The organism is Agromyces sp. Y558 (assembly GCF_059445415.1).
In genome coordinates, this window is record NZ_JCAIUH010000004.1 from 212,833 (window position 1) to 226,761 (window position 13,929).

At 67.5% G+C, this 13,929-nt stretch carries 14 protein-coding genes; 6 read left to right on the plus strand and 8 right to left on the minus strand.

Features of this window, described 5'->3' with window-relative positions:
- The first annotated feature begins 3 nt into the window (after positions 1-3).
- The gene (locus AC1C2T_RS18465; RefSeq protein ID WP_495386259.1) at positions 4-1,161 is read left to right on the plus strand and encodes a MalY/PatB family protein; all 1,158 of its coding nucleotides are present in this window, start codon (positions 4-6) and stop codon (positions 1,159-1,161) included.
- A 157-nt stretch (positions 1,162-1,318) separates the two neighbouring features.
- On the opposite strand, the gene guaB is transcribed toward AC1C2T_RS18465, so the two are convergent.
- The gene (guaB, locus tag AC1C2T_RS18470; RefSeq protein WP_495386260.1) at positions 1,319-2,821 is read right to left on the minus strand and encodes an IMP dehydrogenase; all 1,503 of its coding nucleotides are present in this window, start codon (positions 2,819-2,821) and stop codon (positions 1,319-1,321) included.
- A gap of 338 nt (positions 2,822-3,159) precedes the next feature.
- On the opposite strand from guaB, the gene AC1C2T_RS18475 reads away from it, so the two are divergent.
- The 4 genes from AC1C2T_RS18475 to AC1C2T_RS18490 are packed head-to-tail and all read left to right on the plus strand — an operon-like array spanning position 3,160 to position 7,065.
- The gene (locus AC1C2T_RS18475) at positions 3,160-4,410 is read left to right on the plus strand and encodes a branched-chain amino acid ABC transporter permease (protein ID WP_495380234.1); all 1,251 of its coding nucleotides are present in this window, start codon (positions 3,160-3,162) and stop codon (positions 4,408-4,410) included.
- A 13-nt stretch (positions 4,411-4,423) separates the two neighbouring features.
- The gene (locus AC1C2T_RS18480; RefSeq protein ID WP_495362947.1) at positions 4,424-5,404 is read left to right on the plus strand and encodes a branched-chain amino acid ABC transporter permease; all 981 of its coding nucleotides are present in this window, start codon (positions 4,424-4,426) and stop codon (positions 5,402-5,404) included.
- A complete protein-coding gene (locus tag AC1C2T_RS18485) occupies positions 5,394-6,305 on the plus strand; it encodes an ABC transporter ATP-binding protein (protein WP_495386261.1) in 912 nt (303 codons plus the stop codon). The genes AC1C2T_RS18480 and AC1C2T_RS18485 overlap by 11 nt, the downstream gene beginning before the upstream one ends.
- Positions 6,292-7,065, plus strand: coding sequence for an ABC transporter ATP-binding protein (locus tag AC1C2T_RS18490; RefSeq protein WP_495362949.1), 774 nt, complete (start codon positions 6,292-6,294; stop codon positions 7,063-7,065). Before AC1C2T_RS18485 ends, AC1C2T_RS18490 begins: the two co-directional genes overlap by 14 nt.
- Before the next feature lie 221 nt (positions 7,066-7,286).
- Here AC1C2T_RS18490 and AC1C2T_RS18495 read toward each other — a convergent pair whose 3' ends face one another.
- The 4 genes from AC1C2T_RS18495 to AC1C2T_RS18510 all read right to left on the minus strand — a co-directional run bounded on the left by AC1C2T_RS18495 (position 7,287) and on the right by AC1C2T_RS18510 (position 10,661).
- The gene (locus AC1C2T_RS18495) at positions 7,287-8,591 is read right to left on the minus strand and encodes an ABC transporter substrate-binding protein (RefSeq protein ID WP_495362950.1); all 1,305 of its coding nucleotides are present in this window, start codon (positions 8,589-8,591) and stop codon (positions 7,287-7,289) included.
- Between the two features lie 256 nt (positions 8,592-8,847).
- Complete coding sequence (gene rarD / locus AC1C2T_RS18500; protein ID WP_495362951.1) at positions 8,848-9,804, minus strand: EamA family transporter RarD; 957 nt, start codon at positions 9,802-9,804, stop codon at positions 8,848-8,850.
- A 220-nt stretch (positions 9,805-10,024) separates the two neighbouring features.
- Positions 10,025-10,321: a co-chaperone GroES gene (gene groES, locus AC1C2T_RS18505; RefSeq protein ID WP_495362952.1), complete on the minus strand. Its 297-nt coding sequence runs from the start codon at positions 10,319-10,321 to the stop codon at positions 10,025-10,027.
- 127 nt (positions 10,322-10,448) lie between these two features.
- Entirely contained in the window at positions 10,449-10,661 is a 213-nt protein-coding gene (locus tag AC1C2T_RS18510) for a hypothetical protein (RefSeq protein WP_495386262.1), read from the minus strand.
- Positions 10,662-10,700: 39 nt separating this feature from the next.
- On the opposite strand from AC1C2T_RS18510, the gene AC1C2T_RS18515 reads away from it, so the two are divergent.
- A complete protein-coding gene (locus AC1C2T_RS18515) occupies positions 10,701-11,888 on the plus strand; it encodes a class I SAM-dependent methyltransferase (RefSeq protein ID WP_495362954.1) in 1,188 nt (395 codons plus the stop codon).
- A gap of 90 nt (positions 11,889-11,978) precedes the next feature.
- On the opposite strand, the gene AC1C2T_RS18520 is transcribed toward AC1C2T_RS18515, so the two are convergent.
- The 3 genes from AC1C2T_RS18520 to AC1C2T_RS18530 are packed head-to-tail and all read right to left on the minus strand — an operon-like array spanning position 11,979 to position 13,828.
- Positions 11,979-12,503 carry a DUF4190 domain-containing protein gene (locus tag AC1C2T_RS18520; protein ID WP_495386263.1) on the minus strand — a complete coding sequence of 175 codons (525 nt, stop codon included), beginning with the start codon at positions 12,501-12,503 and terminating at the stop codon, positions 11,979-11,981.
- A 10-nt stretch (positions 12,504-12,513) separates the two neighbouring features.
- Complete coding sequence (locus AC1C2T_RS18525; protein ID WP_495386264.1) at positions 12,514-13,278, minus strand: DUF4190 domain-containing protein; 765 nt, start codon at positions 13,276-13,278, stop codon at positions 12,514-12,516.
- A 7-nt stretch (positions 13,279-13,285) separates the two neighbouring features.
- Complete coding sequence (locus AC1C2T_RS18530; protein ID WP_495386265.1) at positions 13,286-13,828, minus strand: DUF4190 domain-containing protein; 543 nt, start codon at positions 13,826-13,828, stop codon at positions 13,286-13,288.
- Between the last annotated feature and the right edge of the window lie 101 nt (positions 13,829-13,929).

Here is a 13,929-nt window from a genome sequence, read left to right on the forward strand (position 1 = left end):
GGCATGCAACGCACTGCCGCAGAGCCACTCGACGCCCTCCGCACGCGAACCAGCGCGAAGTGGCGCCTCTACCCCGCCGATGTGCTGCCCTTGCCCGTCGCCGAGATGGACTATCCGCTCGCGGAGCCGATCGCCGCGGCCCTGCACGCGGCGATCCGCCGCTCCGACACGGGGTACACGGCGGGGAGCCTGCCGGTCGCCGATGCGTTCCAGGGCTTCGCCGCCGCGCGACTCGGCTGGGACGTCGATCCGGCGCGGGTGACGTGCACCGCCGACGTCAGCATGGGCATCGTCGAGGTGCTGCGCCGGGTCACCGCCCCGGGCGACGGCGTCGTGATCACCCCGCCGATCTATCCGCCGTTCTTCGACCTCGTCACCGAGGCATCCGGCCGAGTGGTCGAGGTGCCGATGCTCGGCGGCATCGACGAAGGCTGGTCGCTCGATCTCGACGGCATCGACGCCGCGTTCGCGGCCGGCGCCCGGGCGATGGTGCTCTGCAACCCGCACAACCCGATCGGCCTGGTTCCGGATGCCGCGCAGCTGGCCGCCCTCGCCGCGATCGCCGCCCGGCACGGCGTCACGATCGTCTCCGACGAGGTGCACGGTCCTCTCGTACAGCCGGGGGTCTCGTACACGCCGTTCCTCACGGTCTCCGACGAGGCCCGCGAGCACGGCGTCGCGGTGACGGCCGCGACCAAGGCATTCAACATCGCCGGCCTGAAGGCGGCGCTCATCGTGACGGCGAGCGAACGCGGCGATCGCGTGCGCGCCTCGCTGCCGTACGAAGTCGAGTGGCGCATGAGCCAGTTCGGCTCGATCGCCTCGATCGCGGCGTTCCGCGAGGGCGGGCCATGGCTCGACGGTGTGCTCGCGAGCCTCGACGACAACCGGCGGCTGCTCGCCGAACTCATCGCCGACGAGCTGCCGGGAGTGCGCTACCGCATGCCCGACGCGACCTACCTCGCCTGGCTCGACCTCTCAGCTCTCGGCTGGGGTGACGACCCCGCCGCCTACGCGCTCGAACACGCCAAGGTCGCGCTCGGCATCGGCCCGACGTTCGGCGCGAGCGTCGGCATCGGGCATGCCCGGCTCAACTTCGCGTGCACGCCCGAGGTGCTGAGCGAGGCGGTCACGCGGCTGGCGGACGCGAGGGTCGGTTGAACGGTGGTCGCGGCGCTGCGCGCCGGCGCTTCGCGGCTGCGGGCCCTGCGTTTCGCGATCTGCCGCAGCACGCTTCGCAACGCTGGCGCGTCGCGGCGCTACGGCTACCGCCTTGGTGAAGGAAGCGCGTCGCAGCTCCGCTGCGCCGCGCTGACCTTCACCTGGTGTAGTTCGGCGCCTCGACGACGATCTGCACATCGTGCGGGTGGGACTCCTTGAGGCCTGCGGGCGTGATGCGCACGAACTTGCCCTTCGACTTCAGCTCGGAGATCGTGCGCGCCCCGACGTAGAACATCGACTGGCGGAGGCCTCCGATGAGCTGGTAGGCGACGGCCGACAGCGGCCCGCGGTAGGGCACCTGGCCCTCGATGCCCTCGGGGATGAGCTTGTCGTCCGACGGGACATCCGCCTGGAAGTAGCGGTCCTTGGAGTACGAGGTCTTCTGGCCGCGGGTTTGCAGCGCGCCGAGCGAGCCCATGCCGCGGTACGCCTTGAACTGCTTGCCGTTCTGGAAGACGAGTTCGCCGGGGCTCTCGGCCGTGCCCGCGAGCAGCGAGCCGAGCATGACCGTGTCGGCACCGGCGACGAGCGCCTTCGCGATGTCGCCCGAGTACTGCAGGCCGCCATCGGCGATGAGCGGCACTCCGGCGGGCTTCGTGGCCTTGGATGCCTCGTACACGGCCGTGATCTGCGGCACGCCGACACCCGCGACGACGCGCGTGGTGCAGATCGAGCCCGGACCGACGCCGACCTTCACGGCGTCGGCACCCGCGTCGACGAGCGCCTGGGCGCCCTCCCTCGTCGCGACGTTGCCGCCGATGACGTCGATGTGCGCGAACGTCGGGTCGGTCTTCAGTCGCCGGATGATGTCGAGCACGCCGGCCGATTCACCGTTGGCGGTGTCGACGACGAGCACGTCGACCCCGGCGTCGCGCAGCGCCTCTGCACGCTCCCACGCATCACCGAAGAAGCCCATCGCGGCACCGACCCTGAGGCGGCCCTCGCTGTCTTTCGTGGCGTTCGGATACTGCTCCGACTTGTCGAAGTCCTTGACGGTGATGAGGCCCGTCAGGCGACCGTCTTCGTCGATGAGGGGCAGCTTCTCGATCTTGTGCTTCGCGAAGATCGCGAGCGCCTCGTCGGGGTTCATGCCGACGCGGCCCGTGATGAGCGGCATCTTGGTCATGACCTCGCTCACCGAGGTGGTGGGCTTCTCGAAGTCGGAGACGAAGCGCATGTCGCGGTTCGAGATGATGCCGACGAGCTTGCCGTCTGCGTCGACGACCGGCAGGCCGCTGACCCGATACGTCGCGCAGAGCGCGTCGACGTCGGCGACGGATGCCTCGGGCGTCGTCGTCACCGGATTGGAGACCATACCCGACTCGCTGCGCTTGACCCGGTCGACCATGTCGGCCTGATCGGCGATCGACAGGTTGCGGTGCAGGATGCCGATGCCGCCCTGACGGGCCATGGCGATCGCCATTCGTGCCTCGGTCACGGTGTCCATCGCGGCGGACAGCAGCGGAGTCGCGACGGTGATTCCACGGGAGAGGCGCGACGTGGTGTCGGCTTCACTCGGGATCACATCGGTGTGGCCAGGCAGCAGGAGGACGTCGTCGTAGGTGAGTCCTGTGAGTCCGAACGGGTCGGCCTGGTCCATATCGCTCCTCGTGTCGAGTTATGCCCGAATGCCGCGCGCCAAGGGTCAGGCGTGCAGTACCAATGTTAAGCGAGTTTGCATCTGAGCCATTCCCGGATAACAATCGAACGCCGTTTGCCTCATGTGCGAAACGTATGAGACATAATCGGCACGTACTGTCGACGACGTTGTCGGCAGTAAAGGACCGAACCCTGACGGCCACCAGCTCGAGGGGCGCCCTTGGAGGTGCAGTGAAACCCACACGAATGCTCGCCCAACGGTCTCCAAGGAGGTGGCTCGTCCTCCTCGGAATCCTTTTGTCCGCACTCACTCTGTCCGGCATCGCAGCGTCCCCTGCGATGGCGGAGGATGGGAGTACGGCCCAGGCCACCGAGCAGGCAGAGCCGACAGAAGAGCCCGAAACGGAGTTCGAGTACCACTTCCGTGGAAACGTGCAGTACGACGGTGAACCCCTCGAGGGTGTCCAGATCACGGTCGAGGGCAACGGCTTCGAGGCCGAGACCGAGACCGACGCCGACGGACGGTGGGAGGTGGGAGTGCCCGAGAAGGAGGGCACCTTCATCGTCACGCTCGACGAGGACACGCTTCCCGAGGGTGTCATCGTCGCCGAGGAGGGCGGCGCAGAGCGCGAGGCGACGTTCGGGCTGACGCGCAACGCGTCGGTGAACTTCTTCCTCGGCCAGGGCGAGCGCGTCACCGTCAGCTTCTGGGACCAGTTCTTGGAACGTGCAGTGAACGGGCTGAACTTCGGGTTGCTCCTCGCGCTGGCGGCGGTCGGGCTCTCGCTGATCTTCGGCACCACGGGATTGTCCAACTTCGCCCACGCAGAGCTGATCACGTTCGGCGCGCTGATGACGTTGACCTTGGGGAGCACTCTCGCGCTGCCTATCTGGCTCGCCATCATCATCGCGGTGATCCTCAGCGGCTTGCTCGGTTGGGGACTCGATGCTGCGATCTGGAAACCTCTCCGAAAGAAGGGCCTCGGTCTCATCCCGCTGATGATCGTCAGCATCGGTCTGTCGCTCGCTTTGCGGTACACCTACCAGTACTTCTACGGCGGCCAGACCCAGCAGCTCGTCGGCGCGACGGGCGTCGCCCGATTCTCGCTCGGCCCGATCTCGCTCAGCTGGATCGACGTTGCGAGCATGGCGACCAGCGTCGTCGTACTGCTCGCCGTCGCCTACTTCCTGTTGCGGACCCGCATCGGAAAGGCGACCCGGGCTGTTTCCGACAATCCCAGCCTCGCCGCCGCGAGCGGCATCGACGTGAACTTCGTCATCCGCATCGTCTGGGTACTCGGCTCAGCGCTGGCCGGCTTGTCGGGGATCCTCTGGGCGTATTTCCGGCCGGGTGTCAGCTGGGACATGGGCTTCCAGATCCTGCTGCTGGTCTTCGCCGCGGTGACGCTCGGTGGCCTCGGCACCGCCTTCGGTGCACTCCTCGGCGCCGTCATCGTCGGACTCTTCGTCGAGTTGTCGACGCTGTGGCTGCCGAGCGACATGAAGTACGTCGGTGCGCTGGTCATCATGATCGTGGTGCTGTTGTTCCGACCACAGGGCATCCTGGGTCGTCGAGAGCGAATCGGATAGGAAGGGGAAGACCATGGACTGGGGAGCAATCTTCGGAAACGCGGCCGTCGAGCTGATCAGCCCGACCACTGCTGCATACGCACTTGCCGCACTGGGTCTGGCGATCCACTTCGGCTTCACGGGCCTCCTGAACTTCGGTCAGGCAGGGTTCATGCTGCTCGGCGCATACGGATATGCGATCCCGGCTCTCAGGCTGGGCTGGCCGGTGTGGGCGTGCATCCTCACTGCGGTCGCGACATCCATCGTGTTCGCGCTCGTACTCGGCATCCCGACGCTGCGCCTGCGCGCCGACTATCTCGCAATCGTGACGATCGCCGCCGCCGAGGTGCTGCGGCTGATCTTCACGACCAACGAATTCCAAGCGGTCACGGGCTCGGCGAACGGACTCTCGGAGTACCAGACCGGACTCCTGGCGTTCAACCCGTTCCCGCCTGGGCGATACGGCTTCGGCCCGTTCATCTTCGACAATCGTGTCTGGTTCTTCCTCGTGCTCGCGTGGATCATCGTCGCCATCGCCGTGGTGCTCACGTGGCTCCTCATGCGCAGCCCGTGGGGCCGCGTCCTCAAGGGCATCCGTGAAGACGAAGACGCGGTGCGCGCGCTCGGCAAGAACGTGTATTCCTACAAGATGCAGAGCCTGATCATCGGCGGTCTCTTCGGCACCTTCGCCGGCATGATATTCGTCATGCCACGCGCGGTCGTGCCGTCGTATTTCCAGCCGACGCTCACGTTCTTCATCTACGCGATCCTGCTGCTCGGCGGGGCCGCGACCATCCTGGGGCCGATCCTCGGGTCCATCGTGTTCTGGGTGCTGCTCTCGTTCTTCTCGGGCTTCATCGCCCGTGCAGTCGAGGCCGGGTGGCTGCCCTTCATGACGCAGGTGCAGGCCGGTCAGATCCGGTTCATCCTCGTCGGAGTGGCGATCATGTTGATAGTGGTGTTCATGCCACAAGGCATCCTCGGAAACCGAAAGGAGCTCGCTTTTGTCAAATGAACAAGCCTCCTCGAAGCCGGTCAAGTCGACCGGGCTCCACGTCGGCGACCCGGCGCCCGGAGTCAAGAAGGTCGACCCGATCCTGGTCGCCGACAGCGTCAAGCGAACGTTCGGCGGCCTCATCGCCGTCGACGTCGAGCACGTCGAGATCCCCCGCGGCGCGATCACCGCACTGATCGGGCCGAACGGTGCCGGCAAGACCACGTTCTTCAATCTCCTGACCGGATTCGACCGGCCGGACACGGGCACCTGGTCGTTCGAAGGACGACCGCTCGCCCACGTGCCGGCCTACCGCGTGGCACGCATGGGCCTGATCCGCACCTTCCAGCTGACGAAGTCGCTCGGCCTCCTGTCGGTCATGGACAACATGAAGCTCGGCGCGAAGGACCAGATCGGTGAGAATCTGTTCCGCTCGCTCATTCCCTCGCTCTGGCGCAAGCAAGACGGTGAGATCGAAGAGAAGGCGCTCGATCTCCTCACCCGGTTCAAGCTCGACGCGAAGAAGGACGACTACGCGGCGAGCCTGTCGGGCGGGCAGCGGAAGCTCCTCGAGATGGCCAGGGCGCTCATGAGCGACCCGACACTGGTCATGCTCGATGAGCCGATGGCCGGGGTGAACCCCGCGCTCACCCAGTCGCTGCTCGACCACATCCTGAACCTCAAGGCCGAGGGCATGACCGTGCTCTTCGTCGAGCACGACATGCACATGGTGCGCCACATCGCCGACTGGGTCATCGTGATGGCCGAGGGTCGTGTCGTCGCCGAGGGCGATCCCCACGTGGTGATGGAAAACCCCGCAGTCATCGACGCGTACCTCGGGGCCCACCACGATGCCGACCTCGGCAGCACCGACAGCGAGCACATCGAAGTACTGAAGGAGCTCATCGATGACGAACAGTAGCCCAGCACCGGCGGTCGCCGAGCCGCCGGCCACCGATCTCGTCGTCGACGTGCGCAACGTCGTCGCGGGGTACCTGCCCGGAGTGAACATCCTCAACGGATGCTCGCTCACGGCCGCGCCCGGCGAGCTCATCGGCATCATCGGCCCGAACGGCGCCGGAAAGTCGACGCTCCTGAAGGCGATCTTCGGTCTCGTGAAGGTGCGCGAAGGCGGCATCTACCTGCACGGCGAAGAGATCACCAACCTCCAGGCGAACAAACTCGTCGCGCAGGGCGTCGGTTTCGTCCCGCAGACGAACAACGTGTTCCCCTCGCTGACCATCCAGGAGAACCTCGAGATGGGCATGTACCTGAAGCCGAAGGGCCTCAAGGAGCGGCTGGAGTTCGTCACCGAGATCTTCCCTGAACTCGCGAAGCGTCTCGGCCAGCGTGCCGGCTCACTCTCGGGCGGAGAACGGCAGATGGTCGCCATGTCGCGCGCACTCATGATGGGTCCCCACGTGATGCTGCTCGACGAGCCCTCTGCCGGGCTCTCGCCCGTGCGGCAAGACGAGGCGTTCCTCCGGGTCAAGGAGATCAACAAGGCCGGCGTGACGACCATCATGGTCGAGCAGAACGCACGCCGCTGCCTGCAGATCTGCGATCGCGGATACGTGCTCGACCAGGGCCGCGACGCCTACCACGGCACGGGCCGCGAGCTGTTGAACGACCCGAAGGTCATCGGCCTCTACTTGGGAACGCTGGGCCAAGACGACGACTGAGCACGGCACGACACGAAGAGGGGCGGATGCTGCGGCATCCGCCCCTCTTCGCATGCCACGGCTGCCGCGAAGGTCCCGGCCGAAACCCGGGCCCCGCACCACTCGCAGCCGGCACTCGCAGCCACCGCACGCCGCCACCGCACGCAACCACCGCACACCGCCACCGCACGCAACAGGGCCCCGACCGAAGTCGGGGCCCTGTCGTTCACTCACTCAGCGGATCAGCCGTCACCGATGCGCTCGTAGGTGTTGTCTTCGAGGTACTGGAAGATGCCGATGGTGGCTTCCGTCGGGTCTCCGTTCTCATCGAAGGTGATCGGGCCCGAGGGGCCGTCGTAGTCGATCTGCTTGCCCTCTTCGAGGAGCGCGACGCCCTCTTCGTAGCTCGTGACCTTCTCGCCGTCGCCTGAGCCGCCCGAGACCTGACGCAGGTACTTGGCGATCTCGGGACCCTCGGTGCTGTTGGCCGCGTACGCCGCCAGCGAGAGAAGCACGACCGCGTCGTACGACTCAGCCGCGTAGCTGAAGTCGGCCAGCGCGGGGTCGACCTCGAGCAGACGGTCGGTGAAGTCACCGAGCGTTCCAGTGTCGAGACCGGGGAGCGTGCCCTTCGAACCGGCCACGAGGCCGGGGGCGAAGTCTGCACTGTAGTCCGACAGGTTGCCGTCGACGAAGTACAGCTGGTCATTCGGGTAGCCCGCACCGACGAGCGCCGGCGTGATGATCTTCGCCTGGTCGAACGTGATCAGTGCGATCGCGTCGGGGTTGGCAGCCGTCACTTCAGCGATCTGAGCGTCGAAGCTCGAGTCGCCCTCGTTGAAGAGCGCCTCTGCGACGACTTCACCGCCGGCCGCCTCGAAGGCGGTCTTGGTGAACTCCGCGAGACCCGTGCCATAGGAGTCGTTCAGCACGATCAGGCCGAGCGTCGCGTTGCCGTCTTCGGCGATCAGGTTGCCGAGCACCTCGCCCTGGAGCACGTCGGAGGGAGCGGTGCGCCAGAAGAGTCCGTTGTCGTTGTACTCGGTGAAGTCGGCCGAAGTGTTCGCCGGCGAGAACTGGATGACTCCTGCAGCGACGATCTGGTCGATGACGGTCTTCGAGACGCCCGACGACGCTGCACCGATGATGGCCGACACGTCTTGCGAGAGGAGGTCGGTCACGGAGACGGTCGCGGTGTCGGTGGTGGTGTCGCCCGAGTCGCGGAAGATGATCTCGACGCCGAGACCGGAGTCCGCGACCGCGTTGACGTCATCGGCACCGAGCTGAACGCCGGCCTCTTCGGGCGGGCCGAGGAACGCGAGCGCACCACTCTGCGGAAGGATCGTTCCGAGCTTGAGCGACAGGTCGCGCTCGCCCTCGGCGATGGGCAGCGCGTCGCCGGTGTCGGCAGGTTCGTCGGAATCGGCGGGGGCGGGGGCACCCGAACTGCACGCGGTGAGGAGAAGGGCACTGACGCCAGCGATGGCGATGCCCGTCCAGGCTGCGCGAGCCGAGCGCGAGGCCGAGGCCTTCGCGAATACGCTCATGTTGCTCCTTGGGACTGAAGGAAATTGGTACACAATGCAGCGCCATGGTGACGCCGTTGTTTGACAGTATTCCGCGCCAATGGCGGAAACAAGTCAGGGCGGTCACAACCGTGTAACACCGCGGCAATCGTTATCTCGCCGACACCTCCCCCCGATACGGCGCACGGAATCAGCGAGGAGGCCCCTATTCACGCGGAATTCGCGCGTCAGCGGCATCCGCTCGCCTGCTCGGCGCCCGGCCCGCGCGGAAGGGGGGTCACACCGGCTCGACAACCACCCGTCTCGACGCGCGGACCCCGCGGAGCAGGTCGATCGTCAGCACGATGAGCGCCACCCAGACGAGCCCGAAGCCGATCCAGCGCTCGAGCGGCATCGGCTCGTGCAGCACGACGACGCCGACGAGGAACTGGATGAATGGGGCGAAGTACTGGATGAAGCCCATGAAGATGAGCGGCAACCGTCGGGACGCCGCCGCGAAGAGCAGGAGCGGCACCGCGGTGACCGCGCCGAGGCCGATCAGCAACACCGTGTGCCAGACGCTCACCGTGCCGATCGTGAGCCCCGTCGTCATGGCGACGAACACGAGCTGCACGACGGCGAGCGGTGCGAGCCAGACGGTCTCGATCGTGAGCCCGGAGACCGCGTCGACCTTCGGGCCGACACGCTTCTTGATCAATCCGTAGAAGCCGAACGAGAACGCGAGTACGAGTGCGATCCACGGCAACTGACCGTAGCCGAACGCGAGCACCACGACCGCGACGATCGAGATGCCGACCGCGATCCACTGGGTGAGGTTGAGGCGCTCGCGCAGCACGAGCACGCCGAGGAAGACCGTGACGATCGGGTTGATGAAATAGCCGAGTGAAGCCTCCACGACCTGGTTCGAGAGCGTCGCGTAGACGTAGGTCTGCCAGTTGATGAAGATCAAGATGCCGGCGAGCCCCATGATGAGCACGATCCGCCGATCGCGGAAGAGCACTGCGAGAGGTCGCCAGGCGCGCGTGATGGCGATGAGCAGGGCGCAGAACACGACCGAGAACAGCACTCGCCAGGCCACGATTTCGAACGGCCCGGCAGGCGCGAGCGCGATGAAGTAGATCGGGAGGAATCCCCACAGCCCGTATGCGCCGATCGCGAAGAAGAGGCCCGAGCGGCTCACCCCCGTAGAGGGATGCGCCGGAGGGGACGTCTCGATCTCGGGGCTGGATGACACCAGCACAGACTACGCCCGGCCAGCACCCCTCGAGCGTACGGTTCCGGTCGCTGCACCGCCCGCATTCCGACACGAACCGCACGCAAGATGGGACGGTAAGCGAGGAGCCGCGAACGCGAACGAGCGGGTGAGCGGATGCCGCGACATCCCCTCACCCGGAACGACGACGAGGCCCGGATGCCCCCACTGGGCATCCGGGCCTCGGATGAATCGTGTCGCCCTAGCGGACGACGACTGCGAGCACGTCGCGAGCCGACAGGACGAGCAGGTCGTCGCCGTCGAACTTCACCTCGGTGCCGCCGTACTTCGAGTAGATCACCTTGTCGCCGACCGCGACGTCGAGCGGGATGCGGTTGCCGTTGTCATCGATGCGACCGGGGCCCACTGCCACGACCTCGCCCTCCTGGGGCTTCTCCTTGGCAGTGTCGGGGATGACCAGACCCGATGCGGTGGTCTGCTCGGCGTCGACCTGCTTGATGACGATGCGATCCTCGAGCGGCTTGATGGAAACCGACACGGTTGACCTCTTTCTTGACGAAGACTGGTTGGCAGCCTCAGAGCGAGAGTGCTAAGCCGAGTCTAGGCCCGATTTGGCACTCGTGCAACGTGAGTGCCAGCCCGTTCAGCCATAGGCGAACGCTGCCTCAGCGCGATGCCAGCGTGGCCGCCGGGCTGCGGATCAGCAACGCATCGCTCCGCCGGCGACGCGATGCCAGCGTGGCCGCCGGGCTGGGGATCAGCATCGCACCGCTCCGCCGGCGATGCGATGCCAGCGTGGCCGCCGGGCTGCGGATCAGCATCGCTCCGCTCCGCCGGCGATGCGATGCCAGCGTGGCCGCCGGGCTGGGGATCGGCATCGCTCCGCTCCGCCGGCGATGCGATGCTAGCGTGGCCGGGTGGATCGCGCTGAACTCGTCGAACTGCTCTCGCCAGAGGGCCTCACGCTGCTCGACGGGCTGCCCGAATGGGACTCGAAGGCCGACATCGTCAAGACCGTCGCCGACCTTCGCAAGCAGGGGCATCGGCCCAGCCTCGTGGCCGCCGTGCTCAGCCAGGCGAAGCTCCGCGGGAAGGCCGAGGCGAAGTTCGGCCCGTTCGCCTCGCGGATGCTGTTCACCGAAGCCGGTCTCGAGCAGGCGACGCGGTTGAAGGTCGCGGCGCTGCACGCCGGGCGCTTCTCGCGGGCCGGTGTCGGCCATGTGGCCGATCTCGGCTGCGGCATCGGCGGCGACGCCCTCGCCATGGCGGCGATCGACCTCGAGGTCACGGCGGCCGAGGCCGATGAGGTCACCGCGGCGATCGCCGCGTACAACCTCACGCCCTTTCCCCGGGTGCGAGTGCTGCACGAGCAGGCCGAGCGGGTCGCTCTCGGCGGCATCGATGGGGCCTGGCTCGACCCGGCGCGACGCACGACCGCAGGCGGCACCACGACGAGAATCACGGATGCCGCCGACTACTCCCCCTCGCTCGACTTCGCCTTCGGGCTGGGTGAGCGCATGCCCACCGGCGTGAAGCTCGGCCCCGGCACCGATCGCGACGTGATCCCCGCAGAAGCAGAGGCGCAGTGGGTCTCGGTCGACGGCGACCTCGTCGAGCTCGGGGTCTGGTTCGGGTCGGTCGCCCGTCCCGGCATCCGCCGCGCTGCCCTCGTAATCCGCGGTGATGCCGCCCAAGAACTCACAGCGGGGGCCGACAGCGAAGATGCACCGGTCGGGCCGCTCGGAGACTACCTGTACGAGCCCGACGGCGCCGTCATTCGCGCGCGGCTGATCGGTGATCTCGCGCGCGCCCACGGTGCCTGGATGCTCAGCTCCGGCATCGCGTACCTCACCGCCGACACCGCGTTCGACTCGCCGTTCGCTCGCGGGTTCCGCGTGATCGAACGGCTGCCCGCCGACGAGCGCCAGCTGCGCCAGGCGTTGGCGGCACGGGACATCGGCACGCTCGAGATCAAGAAGCGCGGCACGGATGTCGACCCCGCCCGACTGCGCACCCGGTTGAAGTTGCGCGGCGCGGCGTCTGCGACCATCGTGCTGACTCGCGAAGCGGGCCGGCACGTCGCCCTGCTCGTCGAGCGGATCTGAGTCGACGCTCGTCGACTGGCCGGCCGAACGGCCGTCACCTTTGCGTGAAGCTTCGGCCGTCAGTCGGCTCGACCTCGGTGCGGCTCGAAGTCAGTGCGGCAGAGCACCGAAGACGATCGCGTAGTAGCCGATCCAGACGGCCGAGAACACGAGCCCGGCGATGCCGGTGCCGATGCCGACGAAGGCCAGCGTGCGGCCCCGTTCCTCGCGGCGAAGACCGAGTACGCCGAAGACGATCGCGGCGATGGAGAGTGGCAGCATCCAGCCCACGAAGAGCGATGCAGCGGCGCCGATGGTGCCGACGACGGCCGCGATCCAGCTGAACACCCGCCGTTGAGTCTGCTCTTCGACGGCCTCGGTCGGGTCGTTGCCCGGCCGATGCACGATGAGCAGCTGCCCGGTGGAGATCGATCGGAGCTGACCTGTGTCGAACGGGACGTCGAACTCCCGCACCGCGGGGTCGGCACGGAACGTCGGTTCGGCGGGTTGGAACGGCGCCAAGGGCTCGAGCGACCTCGCACGCTCGTCGCTCGCACCGTTCGACCCGTCGTCGCGAGCCCCGGGAGAGCGGTCGGGGGTCTCGCCGTCGGGCGAAACCCCCTCGCGCTCAACCACGGATCGCTCCTCAGTACCCGTAATAGCTGTCGTAGCCGGAGAAGACGACGCCCCACAGGACGAACGAGAGCAGTGCGATGGCGATGCCGACGAATCCGAGGATGATGCCGGTCAGCCACATGCCCTTCGCTGCAGGCTCCTTCTTCTTGCCGAGGAAGCCGAGCACGACTGCGGCAGCCGGAATGAACAATTGCAGCACGCCACCGACGAACGGAATGAAGACGACGAAGAAGCCGATGAGGCCCACGATGCCCGCGATGAGCGAGATCAGGCTGAACACGGGTGTCGCCTTCGCGGGTGCGGCGGTGCCGTAGGCGGGTGCGCCATAGGCGGCCTGTGCCGGTGCACCGTAGGCGGGCTGGCCCGGTGCACCGTAGGCCGGCTGCGCGGGCGCACCGTGCCCCGGTGCCGGCGCGCCGGCGGGCGGAGCGCCGTAGGCGGGCGGCGGGGGCGGGGGCGTCGGAGCGCCGTAGCTCGGCGCCGCGGGGGGCACCGGAGGTGCGGGCGGGGCAGGCGGCTCGGGTGCGGCCGGCGGTTCAGGCGCCGACGGCACTTCGGGCACGTCGGGCGTCGACGATGCCGGAGCTGCCGCAGCGGCGTCGACCGGCACGATGGGCTCGGGCGCGCTCGGAATCTCGGGCTCGGGCGCGCTCGGAATCTCGGGCTCGGGCGCGTCGGGCAGCTCGGGCTCGGGAACGTTCGGTGTCTCGGGCTCGGCGGGCACCTCCGGGACGTCTGGCAGATCGGGGACGTCGGGGTTCTTGGGATCACTCATGGTTGCCTCAGTACCCGTAGGTCGTGCCGTAGTTGGCGAACACCGCGAACGCGATGATCGCGAGGATGACGAAGATCACGCCGACCAGGATGCCGACGAAACCGAGGATGATGCCGGTCAGCCACATGCCCTTCGAGGCCGGCTCCTTCTTCTTCGCGATGAAGCCGAGCACGACGGCGGCGATCGAGAACAGCAGACCGAAGTAGAAGAACGAACCGATGAGGCCGACGATGCCGCCGACGAGGGAGAGGATGCTCAGCACCTGCGACGGCTTGGCCGACGCGTCTCCGTAGGCGGGCGCTGCGGGCGCGGGCTGGCCGTAGGGCGGCGCGGCAGGTGCCGGCTGGCCGTACGCGGGCGCCGGAGGCGCTGCAGGGTGCGCGGCGGGAGGAACGGGCGCGGCGGCGGGCGGCACCGGCGGGGCGGGAGGAACGGGCGCGGCGGCGGGCGGCACCGGCGGGGCGGGGGGAACCGGTGCAGCGGGCGTCTCCGCCGGCGGTACCGGCGGCACTGCGCCGTCGGGCTGCTCAGGAAGGTTCGGATCGGTCACGGTGGGTTCTCCTCGATGCTGTGGAATACGACCCCGCCACGATGACAGGCGCTCCCGGGCGCTGTCAACGACAGTGGCATCCGGTCTCGTGATCACACTAT

Bases quoted from the DNA above. Each gene is read 5' to 3' on its own strand.
- AC1C2T_RS18490 (WP_495362949.1), top strand. From the start codon at position 6,292: ATGACGAACAGTAGCCCAGCACCGGCGGTCGCCGAGCCGCCGGCCACC.
- AC1C2T_RS18495 (WP_495362950.1), bottom strand. From the start codon at position 8,591: ATGAGCGTATTCGCGAAGGCCTCGGCCTCGCGCTCGGCTCGCGCAGCC.
- AC1C2T_RS18510 (WP_495386262.1), bottom strand. From the start codon at position 10,661: ATGCCGATCCCCAGCCCGGCGGCCACGCTGGCATCGCATCGCCGGCGG.
- AC1C2T_RS18480 (WP_495362947.1), top strand. From the start codon at position 4,424: ATGGACTGGGGAGCAATCTTCGGAAACGCGGCCGTCGAGCTGATCAGC.
- AC1C2T_RS18475 (WP_495380234.1), top strand. From the start codon at position 3,160: ATGGCGGAGGATGGGAGTACGGCCCAGGCCACCGAGCAGGCAGAGCCG.
- guaB (WP_495386260.1), bottom strand. From the start codon at position 2,821: ATGGACCAGGCCGACCCGTTCGGACTCACAGGACTCACCTACGACGAC.
- AC1C2T_RS18525 (WP_495386264.1), bottom strand. From the start codon at position 13,278: ATGAGTGATCCCAAGAACCCCGACGTCCCCGATCTGCCAGACGTCCCG.
- AC1C2T_RS18465 (WP_495386259.1), top strand. From the start codon at position 4: ATGCAACGCACTGCCGCAGAGCCACTCGACGCCCTCCGCACGCGAACC.